The sequence below is a fragment of the Rhodopila sp. genome (assembly GCF_035548095.1).
In the GTDB taxonomy this organism is placed as follows: domain Bacteria; phylum Pseudomonadota; class Alphaproteobacteria; order Acetobacterales; family Acetobacteraceae; genus Rhodopila.
Genome location: NZ_DASZUV010000026.1, coordinates 21,961 through 41,011, shown reverse-complemented (window position 1 = coordinate 41,011; position 19,051 = coordinate 21,961). Strand labels below are relative to the sequence as shown.

The following is a 19,051-nucleotide window of genomic DNA, read 5'->3' as shown; positions in this document are numbered from 1 at the left end:
GATGCGTTGAACGACGCTGCGATCGCAACGGGGCCATCCGAGGGACCGGTCCTGGGGGTGGCCAGCAGCCTGTCGGGGCGCCGGTGGGAGTGGCGGCGCGGCGAAGACCGGGTGGCGTTCGGCATCAGCCAGAAGCTGGAGGTGCCGGAGATCGTCGGCCGCCTGCTCGCCGGCCGCGGCGTCGGGATCGAGGCGGCGGCCGATTTCCTGGAACCGACCTTGCGGGCGCTGCTGCCGAACCCGTCGACCCTGATCGATATGGATGTCGCCGCGGACCGACTGGCGCATGCGGTGGCGCAAAGCGAGACGGTCGCGGTGTTCGGCGATTACGACGTCGACGGCGCCTGCAGCTCTGCCCTGATGGTCAGCTTCCTGCGGGCCCTGGGCTGCACGGTCTATTTTCACGTACCCGACCGCATGCTGGAGGGGTACGGCCCGAACGAGCCCGCCTTGCTGGCGCTGGTGGCGCGCGGTGCCCGGCTGATCGTCTGTGTCGATTGCGGGACGGCCGCGGCGGCGACCCTGGCCGCGATCGCCGGCCAGGCGGATGTGGTGGTGCTGGATCATCACAAGGCGGAGGGGCCGCCGCCGCCGATCCTGGCGACCGTCAATCCCAATCGGCTGGATTGCGGGTCGGGGTTGACGGCGCTGTGCGCGGCTGGCGTCGCGTTCATGACCGCGGTGGCCACCGTCCGCGCCTTGCGCCGGCGAGGCTTCTTCGCTCAGCGGCCGGAGCCGGACCTGTTGGGCCTGTTGGACCTTGTGGCCCTGGCGACGGTCTGCGACGTGATGCCGCTGACCGGGGTCAACCGGGCGCTGGTCTGCCAGGGCTTGAAGGTCATGGCGCGGCGGTCGCGGGTGGGCATTGCCGCGCTGCTGGACGTCACGCAGGCGCGCGAGAAGCTGAACGCCTTCACCTGCGGCTTCGCGCTGGGACCGCGCATCAACGCGGGCGGCCGCATCAGCCAGGCCGATCTGGGTGTGCGGCTGCTGCTGAGCGAGGATCGCGTCGAAGCCCTGGCGCTGGCGGAGCGGCTGGACGCGGTCAATCGCCAGCGCCAGGAAGTGGAGGCCGGGATCCTGGATGCCGCCATGCGCTCCGCCGAGGCGCAGGTGGCCGCCGGGGATGCCGTGGTGGTGGTGGCCGGCGAGGCCTGGCATCCCGGCGTGGTTGGCATCGTCGCCGGGCGGATCAAGGAACGGCTGAACCGGCCCGCCTGTGTGGCCGGGATCGCGGACGGCCTGGGCAAGGGGTCCGGCCGGTCGGTGCCTGGCCTGGACCTGGGAGCGGCGGTGATCGCGGCGCGGCAGGCCGGCATCCTGGAGACGGGGGGCGGCCATCCCATGGCGGCCGGGTTCTCGCTGCGGGCGGAGCGTGTCGAGGCCTTCAGGATGTTCCTGAATGAGCGGCTGTCCGCGGCTTCGGCGCTGCCCGGCGCGGCGGCGCTGACGGTGGAGGCGACGCTGGCGGTGCAGGGGGCCACGACGGATGTGGCCCAGGCGTTGGAACGGCTGGCCCCGTTTGGGGCCGGCAACGAGGAGCCGACGCTGGTCCTGCACCGCGCGCGGGTGCTGCGGGCTGACCGGGTCGGCAAGGATGCGGGGTCGGTGCGGATGTTCGTCGAGGGCGAGGGAAGCGGCCCGCGGCTGAAGGTGATGCTGTTCAGAGCGCGTGAAGGCCGGCTGACGGATACGCTGCTGGGGCGGGGCGAGGGGCTGCCGCTGCACCTTGCCGGCCACCTGCGGGCCGAGGCGTGGAACGGATCGACGAACCCGTGTTTCGTGGTGACCGATGCCGCATTGGCATGATGCGGCGGGACGGTACCGGGGTCGGAGAGTGCGCTTGACCGGTTCGCCCCGCTCCGCTACGGACGTCGGCACCGCGGCGCCTGTGTCCGCGCCCTGGCCTGTCCCGTTCGTCTAGAGGCCTAGGACACCGCCCTTTCACGGCGGCAACAGGGGTTCGAATCCCCTACGGGACGCCAAGCCCACAAACTGCATGTCGCGACGATCATGTGCTGCCAGGCAGCGTTGGCGGCGGCGTGATCACCCTCTCGGCCGGGTTCACGTAATCCGCGGAAGGGCGTCGCTGCACAGGCCGGTTGGCCCGCCACTTCAGTCCCTGAGTGGGCACTGAGTCTACGCCGTTTTTTCCGGTGAGCGCTTGGAGCAGCCGGGTCTTCGATCCCATGATCCGAACCTAGCCGTCCGCGACCTCGACGCGCTGGGCAAGTGCGCGCAAATGGTTGCGGCGATAGCCGCCGCCTTCGAGGCGGATGCGTTGGCGGGTGGTCTTGGCGAAGGTGCGGACCCGCAATAAGCCCCGCCCTGCCGCTTCTGGTCGGGCATCGAAACGTCATGCTCGGCCTGCCGCGCCGTCAAGACGCGCAGGTAGGGGGGGCGCGCGGGGAGATTGTGGAAGCGGTTATGCCGGGCCTCCTTGTGCGGCAGCCTCGTCAGGCGACAACACGGCGATACCGAATGGCAGGAAATGCTTCGTGTTGCGGGTGACGATGACGAGTTCATGCGCTGCGGCGGTCCCGGCAATCACGGCGTTCGCCATGCCGGGGTCGTGACCGGCCGCAAGCGCCTTCGCTTCCAGCCGTCCGCCGATTGCGGCGGCCTGCGCATCGAAGCCAATGATCTTGTCATCGTATGTGGAGACAAGGCCACTGAGCCATGCTTTCAGGCTCGCGGCCCTCGCCGTTGCCCCCTTGTGGTCGAGGAGCGCGATTCCCTTCTCGATCTCATGGATGGAGACGACCGACAGAAATAGCCGTCCATCAGCGTCCATGCGGTCCAGCCAGATGAGGAAGTCAGCGGATGCTTCCGCCTTCGACGCCGCCAGCACGGAGACGACGTTGGTGTCGAGAAGGAAGCCGCTCAAAGCTCGATATCCCGTGATGGTTTGCGGTTGCGCGGGAACTCTCCGCCTGGGAACGTCCTGAGATAGCTGACGAGGCCCGCCCGTTTGCGCGTCAGCGCCTTGCGCGCGATCTCCGCCGCCTCGACCGAAACCAGGGCCGCAACGGGCTTGCCATGACGGGTGATGGTCACGATCTCTCCTTTGACGGCTTCATCAACGAGGCTGGAAAATCCGGCCTTGGCGTCTCTGAGGTTGACGGTCAGCATGTCGCGCCTCCATATGTAGTCATACGTGACTACATGTAATCCATTGAAGGGCGGATTTCTACGCCGATTTCGACGCCTGGAGCATCAGCCGCCGGGGCCGAACAACTCATCGAACAGGTCGCCGATCCGTGACCACGATCGCGGTGTCGAAAACCGGCTGGCCGGATGGATCGTGCAACGTCACCAGCCGATGCGCCGTCCAGGCGATCGTATTGGATTTTCCCGATCCCGCCGAATGCCGGATCGGATAATTGTTGCCGCTGCCGTTGGCGCAAGCATGGGCCAGCATCTTCAGAACCGCGGCGATCTGATGGAAACGCGGAAAGATCAGCGCTTCCTTGCCGTTGAGGTGGAGAAACCGCCCGATGATGTCGAGCCCGATGATGTCGAGAAGATATCGCGGAAGAAATCGCCCGTTCTTCGGGCTGGTCGGCCCAGAGATAGGCGACACGAAATTTCCCTTCGATATCCGGGTTAGGCTTGGCGTTCTTGCAGGCAAAGTCGAGAGCGACATGGGCAACGGTCCTCCCGGACAATGGGTGATACCCGGGAGGACCACTACCCACAAATCGATGCGCTGCAATGGTATGGGAGGGTCATCATGAGCAGCCAGAACCAACTAGCTCATTGATTTATCTAGTTGATGAGATGCTCTGGGAAGAGCAAGTGGTGCCCAGGGGCGGAATCGAACCACCGACACTGCGATTTTCAGTCGCATGCTCTACCAACTGAGCTACCTGGGCACCAAGCGGCGACCCCGAGGATGCAAGCCAACCCCTGGGCTCGACCGGGAGCGGGTGTGTAGCCCAACCCTCTACGGGGATCAAGCCGCTTCCGGAGCCGGTGGCGGGTCGTCGTCCAGCCCCGCCTCCGGGCCGGGGATCCGGTAGACACCGGTCAGCCAGCGGCCCAGGTCGACTTCCTTGCAGCGCGGGCTGCAGAACGGTTGGTTCTCGGCCGAGGACGGCCGCCCGCAGATCGGACAGCGAGACATCGGTTTACGCATGGTCATACTCCAGCACCCAGGTACAACCGGGCAGGGACGGGTCTGATCTGACTATAAGGTTGTGCCCGGTGCGCCGGACAAGATCGGGCAGCGCGGCCGGATCGGCCTGCAACGCCGCCACCACTGAGGGCGCGGCCCGCAACACCGGCCAACACGCCACCGGCCAGCGCGCCACCGGCAACCGCGGCATCGGCAATCCCCGCATTGGCGACCGTGCCGCGGGTCCGTGGCCGTGCGGGCCGGCCTGCTCCCGCAGCACGGCGCGCAGCGCCGCCAGGCCGGCGGCCAGCGGCCCTTCCGCCAGTTCGTGTAGCGGGGGATGGATTCGCGGCCGCACGATCTCCGCCAGGCCCAGGGCGGTGAAGCCGAGGAAGCGCGGCCGCAGCGGATCGGAGGCCAGGGCGTGCTCCAGGTCCGGTCCCAGAGCCGCCCGGCGCCGAGCCGACAGGCCCGCCAGATCGACGACGATGGCCCCCGACAGGTTCCGCAGCCGGATCTGCGCCGCCAGCGCAGGCAGGATTGCGCGGTTGATCGCCTCGTGCCCGGATTTACGGTCTCCGGCGGCGGCGCCCGCGTCGATGTCGATTGCTACCAGCGCCGGTGTCGGCCAGATGGACAGCCGGGCGCCATTCGCCAGCGCGACAACCGGCTCCGCCAGCGCGTCGACGGCGGCGCCGACCGGGTCGGGAAGGGTGGCGTCCAGGCTCAGCCGCAACCGCGCGCCCAGGGCAGGGCGCAGCGCCGCCGCCAGCGCAGTGTCGGCGGTCAGCACCTCGGCTCGCTTGTAGCGCTCCGCCAGCCGGTGCAGCGGGTCCGGTCCGCGGCGCACCAGCGCCGCCGATCCGGTGCCGATGACCCGGTGCTCCGCTTCGGACAGCCGGGCCGTCAGCCGCGGACCCTTGTGCCCCTGCGCCGCTCTGATCACCCGCACGCCAAGGACGGTGCCGACGGTCAGGCCCTTGCCGCCCTCGCTGTCCGGCAGGAAACCCTCGGCGCCATCCAGTGCCACGAACACGCCCGCCATCGCCGGCACCACGCCGACCACGCGTCCCCGGTGCAGGTCGCCGACGCCATCCGGCGCGCCCGGTCGCCACAGCGCGTAGTCGATCAGCGCACCGTCGCGTTCAACGGCGATGCGCACCTCGCCCGGGCTGGAGTCGACATGGATCGTCTCGGTCACGGAATCCGGTAACCGTGCGCGCGCAGCAATTGTGCCGTCTCGAACAGGGGCAGTCCGACGATACCGGAGAAGCTGCCCGTCATGGCTCTGACCAGGCTCGCCACCTGGCCGTTGATGGCATAGCCGCCGGCCTTGCCCAGGCCCTCGCCGCACGCGGCATAGCGCTCGATCTGCTCTTCGGTCAGGCGATTGAAGGTGACGGTGCTTTCCGACAGGCGCTCGCTGCGCTTCCCGTTGGTGGCGATCAGCGCCACCGCGGTCAGCACGCGGTGGCGGCGGCCCGACACCAACCGCAGGCAGGACCGCACGTCGTCCATGGTTTCGGCTTTCGGCAGAATGCGGCGACCGACGGCGACCACGGTGTCGGCGGCCAGCACCAGGCTGCCGGGGCAGGGAATGGCGGCCGCCTTGTCTCGCGCCATGCGAACGGCATAGGGGCGCGGCAGTTCGCCGGGCCGCGCGGCTTCATTGACATCGGGGGTGATGACGCGGTCGGGGGTCAGTCCGATCTGAGCCAGCAGCATCAGCCGCCGCGGACTGGACGAGGCCAGGACAAGCGGTGGGGGCACAATCGGACCGCAAACGGGTCTTACTTGAAGCGGAACGTGATACGGCCCTTGGTGAGGTCGTACGGGGTCATTTCGACATTGACCCGATCACCGGCCAGGACGCGAATCCGGTTCTTGCGCATCTTGCCGCTGGTGTGGGCCAGGATCGAATGCTCATTGTCCAACTTCACGCGGAACATGGCGTTGGGCAGAAGCTCCATCACCGTGCCGCTGAATTCGATCATATCTTCTTTTGACATCAGTCCCCGTAGCAATGTTGCAGGTGGCCGGGAACATGATATTTGCCGGATGCAAGGTCAAGGCGATCAGCCCGCCATGCGCGGCACGGCTGGCGTGCTTTCCGCGGCCGGACCGTTCTGGCGGGGGCCCCCTCCGGGCCATGCCGCCGCGTCGGGGCGGGCCAAGCCGCCGCGTTGGGGTCAGCGGCGCCGCGCCACGGGCTGCCACCCTTCGGCCGGTATCCTTTCCGATGCCGGACGCAGCCAGCAGGACAACGCGGGTTGCTACTCCTCGGCCGGGATCAGTGGCCGGCGCCCGCCACCCGGCTGGAACCGGGCCAGGTAGCCCGGCGTCACCAGATCGATCGGCGTCGGCACGATGCCCAGGTCCTTCAGCCCTGGCGCGCCCGGCGCCACGACGTTGTCGTGCGACAGCATCTCCAGCTGATCCGTCGTCAGCGGCTTGCCGGGCAGGCACTGCATGATCGCCGCCTGCAGGTGGGCGAGCCCGCGCGGGATGGCCACCATGCGCCGGTCCCGGTTGGTCTGCTTCAGCACGCGCTGCAGGATCTCGCGGAAGCTCAAGACCTCGGGGCCACCCAGCTCATAGATCTTGCCTTCGGTCGCCGGGTCGGCCAGCGCCGCCATCACCGCGTCGGCGACATCGGCGACGTAGACCGGCTGCATCTTGGTGGCGCCCGCGATCACCGGCATGAACGGCGACAGCCGGGCGATCTCGGCGAAGCGGTTGAAGAAACGGTCCTCGGGTCCGAACACGATCGACGGACGCAGGATGGTGGCACGCGGAAAGGCGGCCAGCACCGCCTGCTCGCCCTGGCCCTTGGTGGCGGCATAGCGGCTTCTGGCGTTCGGGTCGGCGCCGATGGCGGACAGATGCACCAGGCGTCGCACGCCCGCCGCGGCCGATTCGGCGGCGATGCTGCCGGCCCCGTCGGTATGCACGCCGGCGAAGGTGCGGCCGCCGGTCTCGGCCAGGATGCCGACGCAGTTCACCACGACATCCGCGTCCGCCACCGCGCGCTGCACCGCGGCCTTGTTGGTCACCGGGGCGAACAGCGGCACGATCTGCCCCACGGCACCGGCCGGCTTCAGGAACAGCGCCCTTTCAGGGTCCCGCACCGCCACGCGCACCACATAGCCGCGTTGCGCCAACCGCTTGACCACATAGCGGCCGATGAAGCCGGACCCGCCGAAAACCGTCGCCACCTTGCGTGTCGCCATGCCACTGCTCTCCCGAGACACCGGGGCCTGATAAGCCGCCCGCGGCTCGGCCTCAAGGCGCGTCGCGCAGAAAAGCGCCGGGTGGCGAAAACGGGTGGTTGACGCCGCCGCGGCCGGCGGCTACATGGCCCGCCCTGCCGACGCCTCGATGGCGGCGGCGGTCCCCTCCTTGCCCAGGTGGCGGAATTGGTAGACGCGCAGGTTTCAGGTACCTGTGGCAGCAATGTCGTGGAAGTTCGAGTCTTCTCCTGGGCACCATGCGGGGACCCCACACAGGGGCCCCGACAATGGAATGCGCCCGCGGGGAGTGTCTTCGGCGGACGCCAGGCCGATACCAGAGGAAGACCTAAACCGGGGACCCCGTGACGGTGGCGATCACGCAATTCATGCCCAACGGCGCCATTCACCTGCACCGTAACGACCTGCCCGAGACCGTGTCGCTGGGTCCGGTGGTCGCGGTCGACACGGAAACCATGGGCCTCAACCCGCATCGCGACCGGCTGTGCCTGGTGCAGCTCTCGGCCGGGGACGGGCACAGCCACATGGTCCAGCTGATCCCGCCGGAGCGTGGCGGCCTGGGTTTCGCCTGCCCGAACCTGAAGCGGCTGCTGGCCGATCCCGGTATCGTCAAGCTGATGCATTTCGCCCGGTTCGACGTGGGGGTGCTGCAGCATTCCCTGGGCATCGCCGTCCGCCCGGTGAAGTGCACGAAGATCGCCGCCAAGCTGGTGCGCACCTTCACCGACAGGCACGGGCTGAAGGATCTGTGCAAGGAGCTGCTGGGCGTTGAACTGTCGAAGCAGCAGCAAAGCTCCGACTGGGGCGCGATGGAACTGACGCCGGAACAACTGGCCTATGCCGCCTCCGACGTGCTGCACCTGCACGCGCTATGGGCGAAGCTGGAGGCGCTGCTGATCCGCGAAGGCCGGCTGGAGCTGGCCGAGCAATGCTTTGCCTTCCTGCCGGCGCGCGGGCAGCTGGATTTGCTGGGTTACGAGCAGCCCGACATTTTCGCGCATCAGTCCTGAGGCGAAAGCGGCCGGGTCATCCTTTTCCTGCCATGATGCCGGCGCAAACCGCCGCCAATATCCTGTGTCTCCGTTGTGTCGATGCGTCGCAGCATGGAAACTGATTGATAAAGTTCAATGGGTTGACCAGTCGATCCCGGACGGCCCATAGAGCTTGTCGCCATAGTAGAAGAAGTAGAATCGAGCTTGAGCCAATCCTCTGCCGCAACCATCGATCCGGCGGCTGATCCCGAATCGGCCGGGTTGTCCGCGGCCAGACGGGATGATCCGCGGGATGATCTGTCCGTCGCGCGGGAGGTTCTGACCACGGAGGCTGCCGGCCTGCGGGCGTTGGCGGCGTCGCTGGGCGATTCCTTCGCGGATGCGGTCGCGCGCCTGGCCACCGCGACCGGCCGGGTGGTTGTCTCCGGGATGGGAAAGTCGGGCCTGGTGGGCCGGAAGATTGCCGCCACCCTGGCTTCCACCGGCACGCCGGCCCTGTTTGTCCATCCCGCCGAGGCGTCGCATGGCGACCTGGGCATGATCATTCCCGGCGATGCGGTGTTGGCGCTGTCGAATTCGGGGGAGACGGCGGAGCTGGCGGACCTGGTGGCGCATGCGCGGCGTTTCGCGCTGCCGCTGGTGGCGATCACCGGCCGGCCGGACTCCACGCTGGCGCTGGCCGCCGATGTGGCGCTGATCCTGCCGCGCGCGGCCGAGGCGTGCCCGATGGGGCTGGCGCCGACCACCTCCACCACCATGCAGCTGGCGCTGGGCGACGCGGTCGCGGTGGCGCTGCTGACCCGCCGCGGCTTCACCGCGGCGGATTTTCAGTCCTTCCATCCCGGTGGCCGCCTGGGCGCCCGGCTGCGGCGTGTGCGCGACCTGATGCACACCGGCCATGCGGTCCCGGTCGCGGATCCCGATATGCACATGGCGGCCGCGCTGGTGCTGATGACGGAAAAGCGTTTCGGTTGCCTGGGCGTCAGAGACGCCGACGGCCGGTTGGTCGGTATCGTCACCGACGGCGATCTGCGTCGGGCGATGGGGCCGGACCTGCTCTCGCGGCGGGTGCGCGACATCATGACCCTGTCCCCCCGCACCATCGGTCCCGACGCCCTGGCGGCCGAGGCCCTGCACGTGATGAACGCCCGCGAGCGACCGGTGACGGCGCTGTTCGTCGTCGCCGATGACCAGCAGCCGGTCGGAATCCTGCACGTCCACGACCTGCTGCGGGCGGGCCTGGCATGAGGAGCGCCCGATGACCGCCCCACCGCTTGCCAGCGGCCAGCCGGACCGCCGCGCCGGCGCCTATATGATGCAGGCCACCGCCGCGCGGCGCAGTCTGCCGACGCCGGGTCGCATCGCCCGCCGCCGGGTTCTGATCACCTTGACCAAGTGGCTGCTGCCGCTGTGCGCAATGGCCCTGCTCGCCATGGTGGCGCTGTGGCCGGAGCTTGAGCGGACGACGATCCAGACGCGGATTCACGGCGGACAACTCAGCGGTGAGTTGGAAGGCGGTCGCATGGTGGACCTGCGCTACAACGGCGTCGATGAGAAAGGCCGGCCCTACACGGTGACGGCGGAATCGGCGAGGCAGGTGGACACGGACCGGATCGTCCTGACCATGCCGAAGGGCGACATCACGCTGGAGAATGGCACCTGGCTGATGGTGACCGCGCGCGGCGGCACCTATGTGCAGAAGGCGAACCAGCTCGACCTGGTGAATGACGTGACGCTGTACCGTGATGACGGCACCACGATGCGGACCCAGGCCGCCACTGTCGATGTGAAGGCGGGGGCGGCCGCCAGCTTCACCCCGGTGCACGCCGAGGGCCCGTTCGGCACATTGGATGCGCAGGGCGGCTTCACGTTGATGGACAGGGGCTCCGCTGTCGACTTCAGCGGCCCCGCCCACCTGGTTCTCAACGGCACCAGGCCGTGACACGGCGACGCCATCGCTCTGGACGGCGGCGATCGCCCGCCCGCGCACTGCCCGTCCACCCGCTGCCCACCCGCCTGCTGCTCGGCTGCCTGCTGGGGCTCGGCTTGCTGCTGTCGGCGCACGCGGTCCGAGCACAGCAGCTGGACCTGACGCAGGGCGGCCCGATCGACATTACCGCGCGCGATGGAATCGAATGGCGGCAGGCCGAGAAGCAGGTGATCGCCCGCGGCGACGCCAGGGCGGTGCGCGGCGCGGTGACCGTGACCGCCGACCGGCTGACCGCCTGGTATCGCAAGAAGGCCACCGCGGACGGCGCCGATCAGAAGGCGCCGCAACCCGGCGCCGCGGCTTCCGGTGCCGCGCAGCCCGCCTCCGCCCAGCCCGCCTCCGCGCAACCGGCTTCCCTGGGTCTTGGTCCCGACACCGAGTCCGGCGGGAATGAAATCTATCGGCTGCAGGCCGACGGCAATGTGCATATCTTCACCCAGACCGATCACGCCCAAGGCGACAAGGCTGTCTACGACCTGGATCAGGCCGTGCTGGTGATGACGGGGCGTGATTTGCGGCTGACCACGCCGAACGATGTGCTGACCGCCCGTGACGACCTGGAATACTGGCCGCAGAAGCACATGGCGGTCGCTCGCGGTGACGCGGTGGTGGTGACCAGCGATGCGAAACGCGTCGCCGCCGATACGCTGGTCGCCTATACGCGCGACAACCCGCCGCCCGACCATGCCGCCAGATCGCCTGCCGGCACCCCCTCCGGCGGTCCCTCTTCTGGCAGTCCCTCCTCTGGCGCTCCCGCCGGCACCAAGACCGACGCGGTGACCGATCCGCTGGGCTCGTCCGGCAAGGTGGAGCGGGTGGAGGCGTTCGGCCATGTTTCGATCCGCACGCCCACCGACATCGTCACCGGCGACCGGGCCGTCTACGTTCCCGATACCGGCATGGCTCGGCTGGCCGGCAATGTCCGGATCACCCGCGGACAGAACCAGTTGAACGGTGCCGAGGCGGACGTGAACATGAAGACGGGCGTGGCTCGGCTGCTGGCCCCGCCGAAAGGCCGCGTGGCCGGCCTGGTGCTGCCGAACGACGAAAGCAACAAGACATTGGACCGCGATTCAGTCGCCAACCCGCCGGCGGAACCGCCGGCGCGCCCATCGTCAGGATCGCGCCGATGAACGAATTGCGAGTCACGCGGTTGTCCCCCGAATCCCGGCCCGACCTGCGCGTGGTGGCCCGCCCCGGCGGCCTGACCGCGACCGGCGTCGGCAAGACCTACAAGGGCCGGCCGGTGGTGCGGAACGTATCGGTGACCCTGCACCGCGGCGAGGCGGTCGGGCTGCTGGGCCCCAATGGCGCCGGCAAGACCACGACCTTCTACATGATCGTCGGCCTGGTGAAGCCGGATACCGGCGCGATCAGCCTGGACGGTGCCGACATCACCCGCCTGCCGATGTATCGCCGCGCCCGGCTGGGCATCGGCTACCTGCCGCAGGAAGCCAGCGTGTTCCGCGGCCTGAACGTGGAACAGAACGTGATGGCGGCGCTGGAGGTGGCGGAGCCCGACGCCGGCGCCCGCGACATGATGCTGGCGGAACTGCTGGCCGAGTTCGGCATCAGCCATCTGCGCCGTACCCCCGCGCTGGCGCTGTCCGGCGGTGAACGGCGCCGTGTGGAGATCGCGCGGGCGCTGGCCACCCAACCTTCCTACATCCTGCTGGACGAGCCGCTGGCCGGCATCGACCCGATCGCGGTGGGAGAGATCCGCGATCTGGTGAAGCATCTGAAGGATCGCGGCATCGGCGTGCTGATCACCGACCACAACGTACGAGAGACGCTGGACATCATCGACCGCGCCTACATCATGCATGACGGCCAGGTGCTGATGGAAGGCGTGCCCAGCGAGGTTGTCGCGCATGAGGATGTGCGGCGCGTCTATCTGGGTGAGAAGTTCAGCCTCTAGCAAGCTGCTGAAGATCGCGCCTCCGCCCTCACGGACCGAGGAATACGGGCCATCCGGTGCCGGGGTTGTCGCGGGTTCGCCGCGCGCCGCCATGCGCTACCCGGCCCGGCACGTCATCCCATCCCGCCGCCGAGGTTGACGGCATCCAGCGCCGCCGGGGCACCGGTGGCGGCGCTGAGCCAGTCGTTGAGTCAGGCATGTCCTGATCCTCGGCGCCGGTCACGGCTGTCGCGGGCATGCCTGGCGGCCAGATTTCAGCCTCCATGCCGCGCGCGATCCGCGTCCTGATCATGCAAGCGCAGGTGGTCTAGCACAGTTTTTGCATCCAAACGGCCAACCCGATCGCCAAAACAATTGACCGCGCCAACCCGGCCCGATATGCGCGTTGGCATGGCAATTGCCCCACGTCTTGCTCCCCCACGTCTTGCTCCACGTCTCGACCTGCGCCAGAGCCAGACACTCGTCATGACGCCGCAACTGCGTCAGGCGATCAAGCTGCTGCAGTATTCCAACCTGGAAGCCACCTCCTTCGTCGAGGAGGAGCTGGAACGGAACCCGCTGCTGGAGCGTGATGAGCGCACCGACCTGCCCCCCGCCGAACGCGCGGCGGTGGACCAGATCGAGCCGCGGGCGGAGCGGCCGATGGACACCGCCGAGGCGGCGAACGCCGAGACCATCCCGGCCGAGGCGGTGACGCCGCTGGATGCGGATATGTCCAACACCTACGATGCCGGCGGCGCCGGCGACGGGGCACCGCTGCTGGGCCAGATGGGCGGCTCCGGCGGGTCGCACAGCTTCGAGAGCGACGACCGGGGCATCGACGATTTCGCCGACGCGCTGCCGCCGCTGCGCGACCATCTGGGTGAGCAGCTCCGCCTCACCTTTGGCGATCCGGTGGACCGGATCATCGGCGCGCATCTGATCGCGCTGCTGTGCCCGGCCGGCCGGCTGACCGCGGACCCGGACGCCATCGCCGCCGCGATGAACCTGCCGCTGGAGCGCATCGAGGCGGTGCGGGCGCGGATGATGCGTTTCGATCCGGTCGGCCTGTTCGCCCGCGACCTGAAGGAATGCCTGGCCGCCCAGCTGGCCGACCGCAACCGGCTGGATCCGGCCATGCAGGCGATGCTGGATAATCTGGAGCTGCTGGCAAGGCGGGATTCCAAGCGGCTGATGGCGGTCTGTGGCGTCGATGCCGAAGACCTGGCCGAGATGATCTCCGAAATCCGGGCGCTGGACCCGAAGCCGGCGGCAACATACGACAGCAGCCCGGCGCCACCCGTCGTCCCCGACCTGATCATGCAGCGCACGCCGGACGGCAGCTGGATGATCGAGCTGAACCCCGACACGATGCCCCGCGTCCTGGTGAATGAGCGCTTCTATGCCAAGGTCGCTCCCAGCGCGCGCAAGGAGGAAAAGGTCTTCCTGACCGAACGCCTGGCCAACGCCAACTGGCTGGTCCGCTCCCTGCAGCAGCGCGCCCAGACCATCCTGAAGGTCGCCGCCGAGATCATCCGTCAGCAGGACGGTTTCCTGCGCCATGGCGTCGCCCATCTGCGGCCGCTGATCCTGCGCGACGTGGCCGAGGCGGTGGAACTGCATGAAAGCACCGTCAGCCGCGTCACCGCCAACAAGTACATCGCCACGCCGCGCGGCACGTTCGAACTGAAATATTTCTTCACCACCGCCATCCAGGGCACCCATGGCGGTGACACCCATAGCGCCGAGGCGGTGCGCCACCGCATTCGCACGCTGATCGACGCCGAACCGGCGAATGATGTCCTGTCCGACGACGCCATCGTCGCCGTGCTGCGGGAGGAAGGGGTGGATATCGCGCGCCGTACCGTCGCCAAGTATCGGGAGGCGCTGCGCATCCCGAACTCGGTGCAGCGCCGGCGGGAGAAGGCCGTGCCGGCCTGACCGGCTTCCCGACCGGCCGTGTCCTCCCGGCGCCGGCCGCGACGAGAGCCGGCCGCAACCACCTGATCTCCGAACCGTTTTTCAGACAGGAAACGCTCCCGGCGCGCTTTTGCGGGGGCATTCCAGGGCGTCCTTGTCACGGCTGCGTGGCCGGGTGGTTACGGGAATATCCTAGTGGACACCATGTCAACGAGCGTGCCCAAATGCGGACGGACGGTGTCGCACGGACCGCGGGCACCGGCCGCCGAATGTTCAGGAGAGAGGCATGCAAATCACGGTCTCCGGCAAGCAGGTCGATTTGTCGGATGCATTGCGCACGCGCGTTTCCACGCAGTTGGAGACGATCGCTTCGAAATATTTCGACCACGCGCTTGAAGCGAACGTCACGTTCAGCCGAGCGCGGAGCTTTTTTACGTGCGATATCAATGTGCATGCGGGGCGCGGCCTGCAATTGCGCGGTGAGGGGGAAGCCGCCGACGCCAATGCCGCGTTTGACGACGCGGCGGAGCATATCGCCAAGCGCCTGCGGCGCTACCGCCGCCGTGTCAACGACCATGCGCGCGACATGGCCGGCCGGGCCCGGCCTGAAAAGGCGCGCCAGGTCATCCTGAGGGAAGAGGACGCTCCGGTGGACGCCGAGGCCCCGGCCGGCGAGGCGAACGGACGCACTCTGGCCGAGGCCTATGCCACCGTGATCGCCGAGGCGCAGATGGAAATCGCTTCCCTGACGGTGGGGGAGGCGGTGATGCGCATGGACCTCGCCGACCAGATGGTGATGATGTTCCGCAACAGCACCTCGGGGGTGCTGAATGTCGTGTATCGCCGTCCGGACGGGCATATCGGCTGGATCGACCCGGGCGCCACCTGACCGCCCCGTCACGCCGCCGGTGGCGGGGACCGGCTGGGCAAAAGGGGGCCGCGTGACTGATACCGAGATCGTCATCATCGGCGCCGGCCTCGCCGGACTTGGTGCCGCCGCCGCCGCCCGGGATGCAGGCCGGCGCGCCGTGGTGCTGGAGGCATCCGGCCGGGTCGGCGGCCGCGCCTGGACGACCGGTCCGCCGCAGTTCGGCGGCCAGTGGTTCGACATGGGCGCGATCTGGTTCCACGACGCCGAACACAACCCGCTGACCGGCATCGCCCAAGCCGCCGGCGACACGCTCCTGTGCTCGGATGCGTTGCGTCAGGAGCTGACTTTCGTGGGCGACCGGCCGGCGACGCCGGTGGAACTGGCCGAGTACGCCGCGGCGTGGCCGCGGTTCGAGGCAAAGGCCGACGCGCTGCTGGCCGACCGCGGCGACGTGCCGTTGGCCGAGGTCGCCCGGCATCTGCCGGACGATCCGTGGGCGGCGACGGTGGAAGCCTGGGAAGGGCCGGTGATCTGCGCCGCCGATGCCGATCAATTCAGCGCGCTGGATTGGCGGCGCAATGCGCTGGGCGGCAGCAACCTGGTGCCGGATGGCGGCATCGGCGCCTTCGTCGCGCGGCGGCTGACCGGCGGTTTGGATATCCGCCTGCGCACGCCCGCCCGAACCGTCCGCTGGGGTGGGCCGGGCGGGCGGGTGACCGTGGAGACGGATGCCGGAACCCTGACCGCCGGTGCCTGCATCGTCACCGTATCCACCGGCGTGCTGGGATCGGGGGCGCTGTGCTTCGACCCGGCGCTCCCCGCCGTGGTGACGGACGCCGTGCACGACCTGCCGATGGGACTGGCGATCAAGGTCGTCTTGGGCGCCACCGGGCCCGACCGGCTGGGGCTGGCCTCCCATACCTCGGTGGACCGGCGGGTGGGGCAGAGCGGCGATGTGCTGATGCCGGTGCAATGCTGGCCGTTCGGCCGCGACTATGTGCAGGGCTGGATCGGCGGGTCGCCGGCCTGGGAGCTGGCGCGGCTAGGCCAGGCGGCCTGCGTCGATTTCGCGGTGAGTTACCTGCGGCGGCTGTTCGGCGGTCGCGTCGACCGGCTGTTCGGCGGAGGCGCCAGCCTGGTGACGCAGTGGGACCAGGATCCCTGGATCCGCGGCGCCTATTGCTATGCGACGCCGGGCCATGCGGATGCGCGGCACACGCTGGCGGCGCCGGTATCGGGCGGGCATCTGATGTTCGCCGGGGAAGCCTGCCATGTCGGCTTTGCCGGCACCGTCGCCGGCGCCTGGATCAGCGGCCAGCGTGCCGCGCGCACGGCGATCGCGGCCTTGGGCGACGTCGCGCCCGTCGCGACCCGAGCCGCGCTGAGCGGAACCGGCAGATTCTCTGGCCCGGCGTAGCGGCCGGGGTGCACCCGCCGCCGCACTCTATCCGCCCAGCCGCAGCATCGCCGGTCCGGGCCGGTCGCCGAGGCCCAGCAGCAGCGATAGCCGCACGCCCGCGTCATGGGCCAGCAGCGCCGTCAGCGGCGTGAGCACGGCATCGCCGCCCCGCAGCGCCGCGCATGCGGCGGCCTCATCCACCAGGTAGCCGCCCAGGCCCGGCGGCCATGCCGCGCCTGTCCCATCCAATTGCAGGAACAGGTCCCGATCCGACCCGGCCAGCCGCAGCACGCCGCCCGCGGGCAGGCTGGCGGCCGCCAAGATCAGCAAATTCAGCAGGATGCGCCCGCGGTCCGGCGGGAACCGGCATCCCGGCGCCAGGCCGGACAGGTCCAGACGGACCGGCCCCGGCAGTTCCGCCGCCAGCGCAGGCAGGTGATCCGCCGGCAGCCCGTCGCTGCATGCGCCCCATGCCGCCTGGCACAAGGCGGACCCGGCCCCTTCCATCTCGCGCAGCCGCGCCAGTGTCAGGTTGATCAGGCGGCGCGTCTCGCTCACAGGCAAGGCGGGTCTCCACGGCGGAGGGACGGCGGGCGGGCGGCACGATGGGCGGAACGGTCGACTCTGTCGAGCGACCGCAGGTTGCGCCGAAATCAGGAATGCCTGCCTTGAACACGGAAGCCGGAGGGTGCAACTGACGGCGATACGGGCAATATAGGGTGCATGGACGGAACCGGCCGCGACGCTCGTGCGGTGCGGGATTCGCGAACGCCGGAGTCCCCGTGATGAAAAGGACGTTGACGCGACGATGATCGATCCGTTCGGCAGAAAGATCACGTACCTGCGCGTGTCGGTCACGGATCGCTGCGATCTTCGCTGCGTCTACTGCATGGCCGAGGACATGAGCTTCCTGCCCAAGCGCGATCTGCTGACGCTGGAGGAGCTCGAGCGCCTGTGCGCCGCCTTCATCCGGCTGGGCACCACGAAGCTGCGCATCACCGGCGGGGAACCGCTGGTGCGGCGCGACGTCATGCGCCTGTTCGGCGCTCTGGGCAGCCGCATCGGGCAGGGGCTGGAGGAGCTGACGGTCACCACCAACGGCACCCAGCTCGCCCGTCACGCCGAGGCTCTGGCCGCCAGCGGCGTGAAGCGCATCAATGTCTCGCTGGACACGCTGGACCCGGCGCGGTTCACCCGGATGACCCGCTGGGGCCGGATCGAGCAGACGCTGGACGGGATTTTTGCCGCCAAGGCCGCCGGGCTGGCGGTGAAGATCAATGCCGTGGCGATGAAGGGCGTGAACGAGGACGAGTTCGACGCCATGCTGGCCTGGTGCGGCGAACACGGGTTCGACCTGTGCCTGATCGAAACCATGCCGATGGGCGACATCTCCGGCGACCGCACCGACCAGTATCTGCCGCTGTCGATCGTCCGTGCCCGCCTGCGCAAGACCTGGACCCTGCAGGATACCGACTATCGCACCGGCGGTCCCGCCCGGTATTTCGACGTCGCCGAGACCGGCCGGCGGATCGGCTTCATCACGCCGATGACCCATAATTTCTGCGAAAGCTGCAACCGGGTCCGCCTGACCTGTACCGGCACGCTGTACATGTGCCTCGGGCAGGAGGATTCCGCGGATTTCCGCACCTTGCTGCGGGCCGGGGCGACCGATGCGGCGCTGGAGGCGGCCATCCAGGAAGCGATCGCCCGCAAGCCGAAAGGCCATGACTTCATCATCGACCGCCGGCACGACAAGCCCGCGGTGCCGCGGCACATGAGCGTGACCGGCGGCTGACCGGCCTCATTCGAACGCAAGAAACGCTCGGACCGGCAACCCTTCCGCCCGATCACGCGCGGGGAAAGGCTAAATCGGGTCGGCCCTGTCGGGCCTCAGGCGCAGTGCGTGACCAGTCAACCCTGGTACCGGTCAACCTTGGTGCCGATCGGTATCGTTTTCGGCAGGCGATTATTTGTCGATCGTCACTTTCTTGATGGCGACCTTGTGGTAGTCGCGGCCGTAATAGATCAGACCCTCATATTCCTCGGAGGTGCGGACCGCCTCCACGGTGCAGAAGAAGACGTCGTGGGTGCCGCATTCCACCACCTGGGTGATGCGGCAATCAAACACGACCTCGGCCTGGTCCAGGGCGGGAGCGCCGGTTTCCAGCTGGTGCCAGGTGTAGCCGCTGAAGCGCTGGTCCATGGTATGCTCCGTCATGCCGGCAAAGACCGGTGACAGGTCTTGCTGCGACTGACGCAGCGTGTTGACGCACAGCACGCCGTTCGCCTTCATCGCCGGATAGGAGTCGTTGGTCCGGTTGGCGCAGACCAGCAGGGTTGGCGGCGAGTCCGTCACGCTGGTGACGGCACTGGCGGTGAAGCCCGCCTTGCCTGCGGGCCCATCGGTGGTGATCACGTTCACCGCCGCGCCCAGATGCGCCATCGCCTCTCGATATGCTTGCTTTTCGACAGCCACGGCTCCGCCCTCATACATGCGTTCGGTCACCCCGATCATGCGGGAAAGCGGCCGGCCTGACCAGCCGCCGGCCAGGTGCCGCGGGCGGCCGGAATGCACGACCCGACAGGCAGCCCGAAAGCGACGGCCCAATGGAACGGC

20 protein-coding genes and 3 tRNA genes are annotated in these 19,051 nt (G+C 68.7%); 12 read left to right on the top strand and 11 right to left on the bottom strand.

What is annotated here, in order from left to right; all coding sequences use genetic code 11:
- Nucleotides 1-6: 6 nt before the first annotated feature.
- Together recJ and VHC04_RS18320 are read left to right on the top strand one after the other, a co-directional pair.
- The gene (recJ, locus tag VHC04_RS18325) at nucleotides 7-1,809 is read left to right on the top strand and encodes a single-stranded-DNA-specific exonuclease RecJ (protein WP_325683946.1); all 1,803 of its coding nucleotides are present in this window, start codon (nucleotides 7-9) and stop codon (nucleotides 1,807-1,809) included.
- A gap of 100 nt (nucleotides 1,810-1,909) precedes the next feature.
- Nucleotides 1,910-1,985: transfer RNA gene (locus VHC04_RS18320), tRNA-Glu, on the top strand.
- A gap of 440 nt (nucleotides 1,986-2,425) precedes the next feature.
- On the opposite strand, the gene VHC04_RS18315 is transcribed toward VHC04_RS18320, so the two are convergent.
- The 9 genes from VHC04_RS18315 to VHC04_RS18275 form a co-directional block, all read right to left on the bottom strand.
- Nucleotides 2,426-2,887, bottom strand: coding sequence for a type II toxin-antitoxin system VapC family toxin (locus tag VHC04_RS18315; RefSeq protein WP_325683944.1), 462 nt, complete (start codon nucleotides 2,885-2,887; stop codon nucleotides 2,426-2,428).
- Nucleotides 2,884-3,132, bottom strand: a complete 249-nt coding sequence (locus VHC04_RS18310) for a type II toxin-antitoxin system Phd/YefM family antitoxin (protein WP_325683942.1) — start codon at nucleotides 3,130-3,132, stop codon at nucleotides 2,884-2,886. Before VHC04_RS18310 ends, VHC04_RS18315 begins: the two co-directional genes overlap by 4 nt.
- A gap of 106 nt (nucleotides 3,133-3,238) precedes the next feature.
- The gene (locus VHC04_RS18305; RefSeq protein ID WP_325683940.1) at nucleotides 3,239-3,646 is read right to left on the bottom strand and encodes a hypothetical protein; all 408 of its coding nucleotides are present in this window, start codon (nucleotides 3,644-3,646) and stop codon (nucleotides 3,239-3,241) included.
- Between the two features lie 153 nt (nucleotides 3,647-3,799).
- A tRNA-Phe gene (locus tag VHC04_RS18300) sits at nucleotides 3,800-3,875 on the bottom strand.
- Nucleotides 3,876-3,955: 80 nt separating this feature from the next.
- On the bottom strand, nucleotides 3,956-4,138 hold the full coding sequence (gene yacG, locus VHC04_RS18295) for a DNA gyrase inhibitor YacG (protein ID WP_325683938.1): 183 nt from the start codon (nucleotides 4,136-4,138) through the stop codon (nucleotides 3,956-3,958).
- On the bottom strand, nucleotides 4,131-5,318 hold the full coding sequence (locus VHC04_RS18290) for a ribonuclease E/G (RefSeq protein ID WP_325683936.1): 1,188 nt from the start codon (nucleotides 5,316-5,318) through the stop codon (nucleotides 4,131-4,133). Before VHC04_RS18290 ends, yacG begins: the two co-directional genes overlap by 8 nt.
- Nucleotides 5,315-5,887: a Maf family protein gene (locus tag VHC04_RS18285; RefSeq protein ID WP_325683934.1), complete on the bottom strand. Its 573-nt coding sequence runs from the start codon at nucleotides 5,885-5,887 to the stop codon at nucleotides 5,315-5,317. The genes VHC04_RS18290 and VHC04_RS18285 overlap by 4 nt, the downstream gene beginning before the upstream one ends.
- Nucleotides 5,888-5,907: 20 nt before the next feature.
- Nucleotides 5,908-6,126 carry a translation initiation factor IF-1 gene (infA, locus tag VHC04_RS18280; protein WP_011631737.1) on the bottom strand — a complete coding sequence of 73 codons (219 nt, stop codon included), beginning with the start codon at nucleotides 6,124-6,126 and terminating at the stop codon, nucleotides 5,908-5,910.
- 264 nt (nucleotides 6,127-6,390) lie between these two features.
- Nucleotides 6,391-7,347: a complex I NDUFA9 subunit family protein gene (locus VHC04_RS18275; protein WP_325683932.1), complete on the bottom strand. Its 957-nt coding sequence runs from the start codon at nucleotides 7,345-7,347 to the stop codon at nucleotides 6,391-6,393.
- A 171-nt stretch (nucleotides 7,348-7,518) separates the two neighbouring features.
- Here VHC04_RS18275 and VHC04_RS18270 point away from each other — a divergent pair.
- From VHC04_RS18270 to VHC04_RS18230, 9 genes are all read left to right on the top strand, one after another.
- Nucleotides 7,519-7,605: transfer RNA gene (locus tag VHC04_RS18270), tRNA-Leu, on the top strand.
- Nucleotides 7,606-7,733: 128 nt separating this feature from the next.
- Entirely contained in the window at nucleotides 7,734-8,375 is a 642-nt protein-coding gene (locus VHC04_RS18265) for a ribonuclease D (RefSeq protein WP_325684089.1), read from the top strand.
- A gap of 243 nt (nucleotides 8,376-8,618) precedes the next feature.
- Nucleotides 8,619-9,605 carry a KpsF/GutQ family sugar-phosphate isomerase gene (locus tag VHC04_RS18260; protein ID WP_325684087.1) on the top strand — a complete coding sequence of 329 codons (987 nt, stop codon included), beginning with the start codon at nucleotides 8,619-8,621 and terminating at the stop codon, nucleotides 9,603-9,605.
- A gap of 10 nt (nucleotides 9,606-9,615) precedes the next feature.
- Nucleotides 9,616-10,299 (top strand): LPS export ABC transporter periplasmic protein LptC, encoded by a 684-nt coding sequence (gene lptC, locus VHC04_RS18255; protein WP_325683930.1) that lies wholly within the window; start codon nucleotides 9,616-9,618, stop codon nucleotides 10,297-10,299.
- A complete protein-coding gene (locus tag VHC04_RS18250) occupies nucleotides 10,296-11,480 on the top strand; it encodes an LptA/OstA family protein (RefSeq protein ID WP_325683928.1) in 1,185 nt (394 codons plus the stop codon). The genes lptC and VHC04_RS18250 overlap by 4 nt, the downstream gene beginning before the upstream one ends.
- On the top strand, nucleotides 11,477-12,265 hold the full coding sequence (gene lptB / locus VHC04_RS18245) for an LPS export ABC transporter ATP-binding protein (protein ID WP_325683927.1): 789 nt from the start codon (nucleotides 11,477-11,479) through the stop codon (nucleotides 12,263-12,265). The genes VHC04_RS18250 and lptB overlap by 4 nt, the downstream gene beginning before the upstream one ends.
- Before the next feature lie 390 nt (nucleotides 12,266-12,655).
- Entirely contained in the window at nucleotides 12,656-14,185 is a 1,530-nt protein-coding gene (gene rpoN, locus VHC04_RS18240) for an RNA polymerase factor sigma-54 (protein ID WP_325683926.1), read from the top strand.
- A 265-nt stretch (nucleotides 14,186-14,450) separates the two neighbouring features.
- Nucleotides 14,451-15,053 carry a ribosome hibernation-promoting factor, HPF/YfiA family gene (gene hpf / locus VHC04_RS18235; RefSeq protein ID WP_325683925.1) on the top strand — a complete coding sequence of 201 codons (603 nt, stop codon included), beginning with the start codon at nucleotides 14,451-14,453 and terminating at the stop codon, nucleotides 15,051-15,053.
- Between the two features lie 52 nt (nucleotides 15,054-15,105).
- Nucleotides 15,106-16,452: a flavin monoamine oxidase family protein gene (locus VHC04_RS18230; protein ID WP_325683923.1), complete on the top strand. Its 1,347-nt coding sequence runs from the start codon at nucleotides 15,106-15,108 to the stop codon at nucleotides 16,450-16,452.
- A gap of 27 nt (nucleotides 16,453-16,479) precedes the next feature.
- Here VHC04_RS18230 and VHC04_RS18225 read toward each other — a convergent pair whose 3' ends face one another.
- Entirely contained in the window at nucleotides 16,480-16,992 is a 513-nt protein-coding gene (locus tag VHC04_RS18225; protein WP_325683921.1) for a histidine phosphotransferase family protein, read from the bottom strand.
- A 250-nt stretch (nucleotides 16,993-17,242) separates the two neighbouring features.
- On the opposite strand from VHC04_RS18225, the gene moaA reads away from it, so the two are divergent.
- On the top strand, nucleotides 17,243-18,229 hold the full coding sequence (gene moaA, locus VHC04_RS18220; RefSeq protein ID WP_325683919.1) for a GTP 3',8-cyclase MoaA: 987 nt from the start codon (nucleotides 17,243-17,245) through the stop codon (nucleotides 18,227-18,229).
- A 171-nt stretch (nucleotides 18,230-18,400) separates the two neighbouring features.
- On the opposite strand, the gene VHC04_RS18215 is transcribed toward moaA, so the two are convergent.
- On the bottom strand, nucleotides 18,401-18,928 hold the full coding sequence (locus VHC04_RS18215; RefSeq protein WP_408903834.1) for a flavin reductase: 528 nt from the start codon (nucleotides 18,926-18,928) through the stop codon (nucleotides 18,401-18,403).
- Nucleotides 18,929-19,051: the final 123 nt, after the last annotated feature.

What these genes read in the sequence shown, in the direction of transcription:
- VHC04_RS18310 (WP_325683942.1), bottom strand. Translation starts at nt 3,132, where the DNA reads ATGCTGACCGTCAACCTCAGAGACGCCAAGGCCGGATTTTCCAGCCTC.
- VHC04_RS18305 (WP_325683940.1), bottom strand. Translation starts at nt 3,646, where the DNA reads ATGTCGCTCTCGACTTTGCCTGCAAGAACGCCAAGCCTAACCCGGATA.
- yacG (WP_325683938.1), bottom strand. Translation starts at nt 4,138, where the DNA reads ATGCGTAAACCGATGTCTCGCTGTCCGATCTGCGGGCGGCCGTCCTCG.
- infA (WP_011631737.1), bottom strand. Translation starts at nt 6,126, where the DNA reads ATGTCAAAAGAAGATATGATCGAATTCAGCGGCACGGTGATGGAGCTT.
- VHC04_RS18275 (WP_325683932.1), bottom strand. Translation starts at nt 7,347, where the DNA reads ATGGCGACACGCAAGGTGGCGACGGTTTTCGGCGGGTCCGGCTTCATC.
- VHC04_RS18265 (WP_325684089.1), top strand. Translation starts at nt 7,734, where the DNA reads ATGCCCAACGGCGCCATTCACCTGCACCGTAACGACCTGCCCGAGACC.
- lptC (WP_325683930.1), top strand. Translation starts at nt 9,616, where the DNA reads ATGACCGCCCCACCGCTTGCCAGCGGCCAGCCGGACCGCCGCGCCGGC.
- lptB (WP_325683927.1), top strand. Translation starts at nt 11,477, where the DNA reads ATGAACGAATTGCGAGTCACGCGGTTGTCCCCCGAATCCCGGCCCGAC.
- rpoN (WP_325683926.1), top strand. Translation starts at nt 12,656, where the DNA reads ATGGCAATTGCCCCACGTCTTGCTCCCCCACGTCTTGCTCCACGTCTC.
- hpf (WP_325683925.1), top strand. Translation starts at nt 14,451, where the DNA reads ATGCAAATCACGGTCTCCGGCAAGCAGGTCGATTTGTCGGATGCATTG.
- moaA (WP_325683919.1), top strand. Translation starts at nt 17,243, where the DNA reads ATGATCGATCCGTTCGGCAGAAAGATCACGTACCTGCGCGTGTCGGTC.
- VHC04_RS18215 (WP_408903834.1), bottom strand. Translation starts at nt 18,928, where the DNA reads ATGTATGAGGGCGGAGCCGTGGCTGTCGAAAAGCAAGCATATCGAGAG.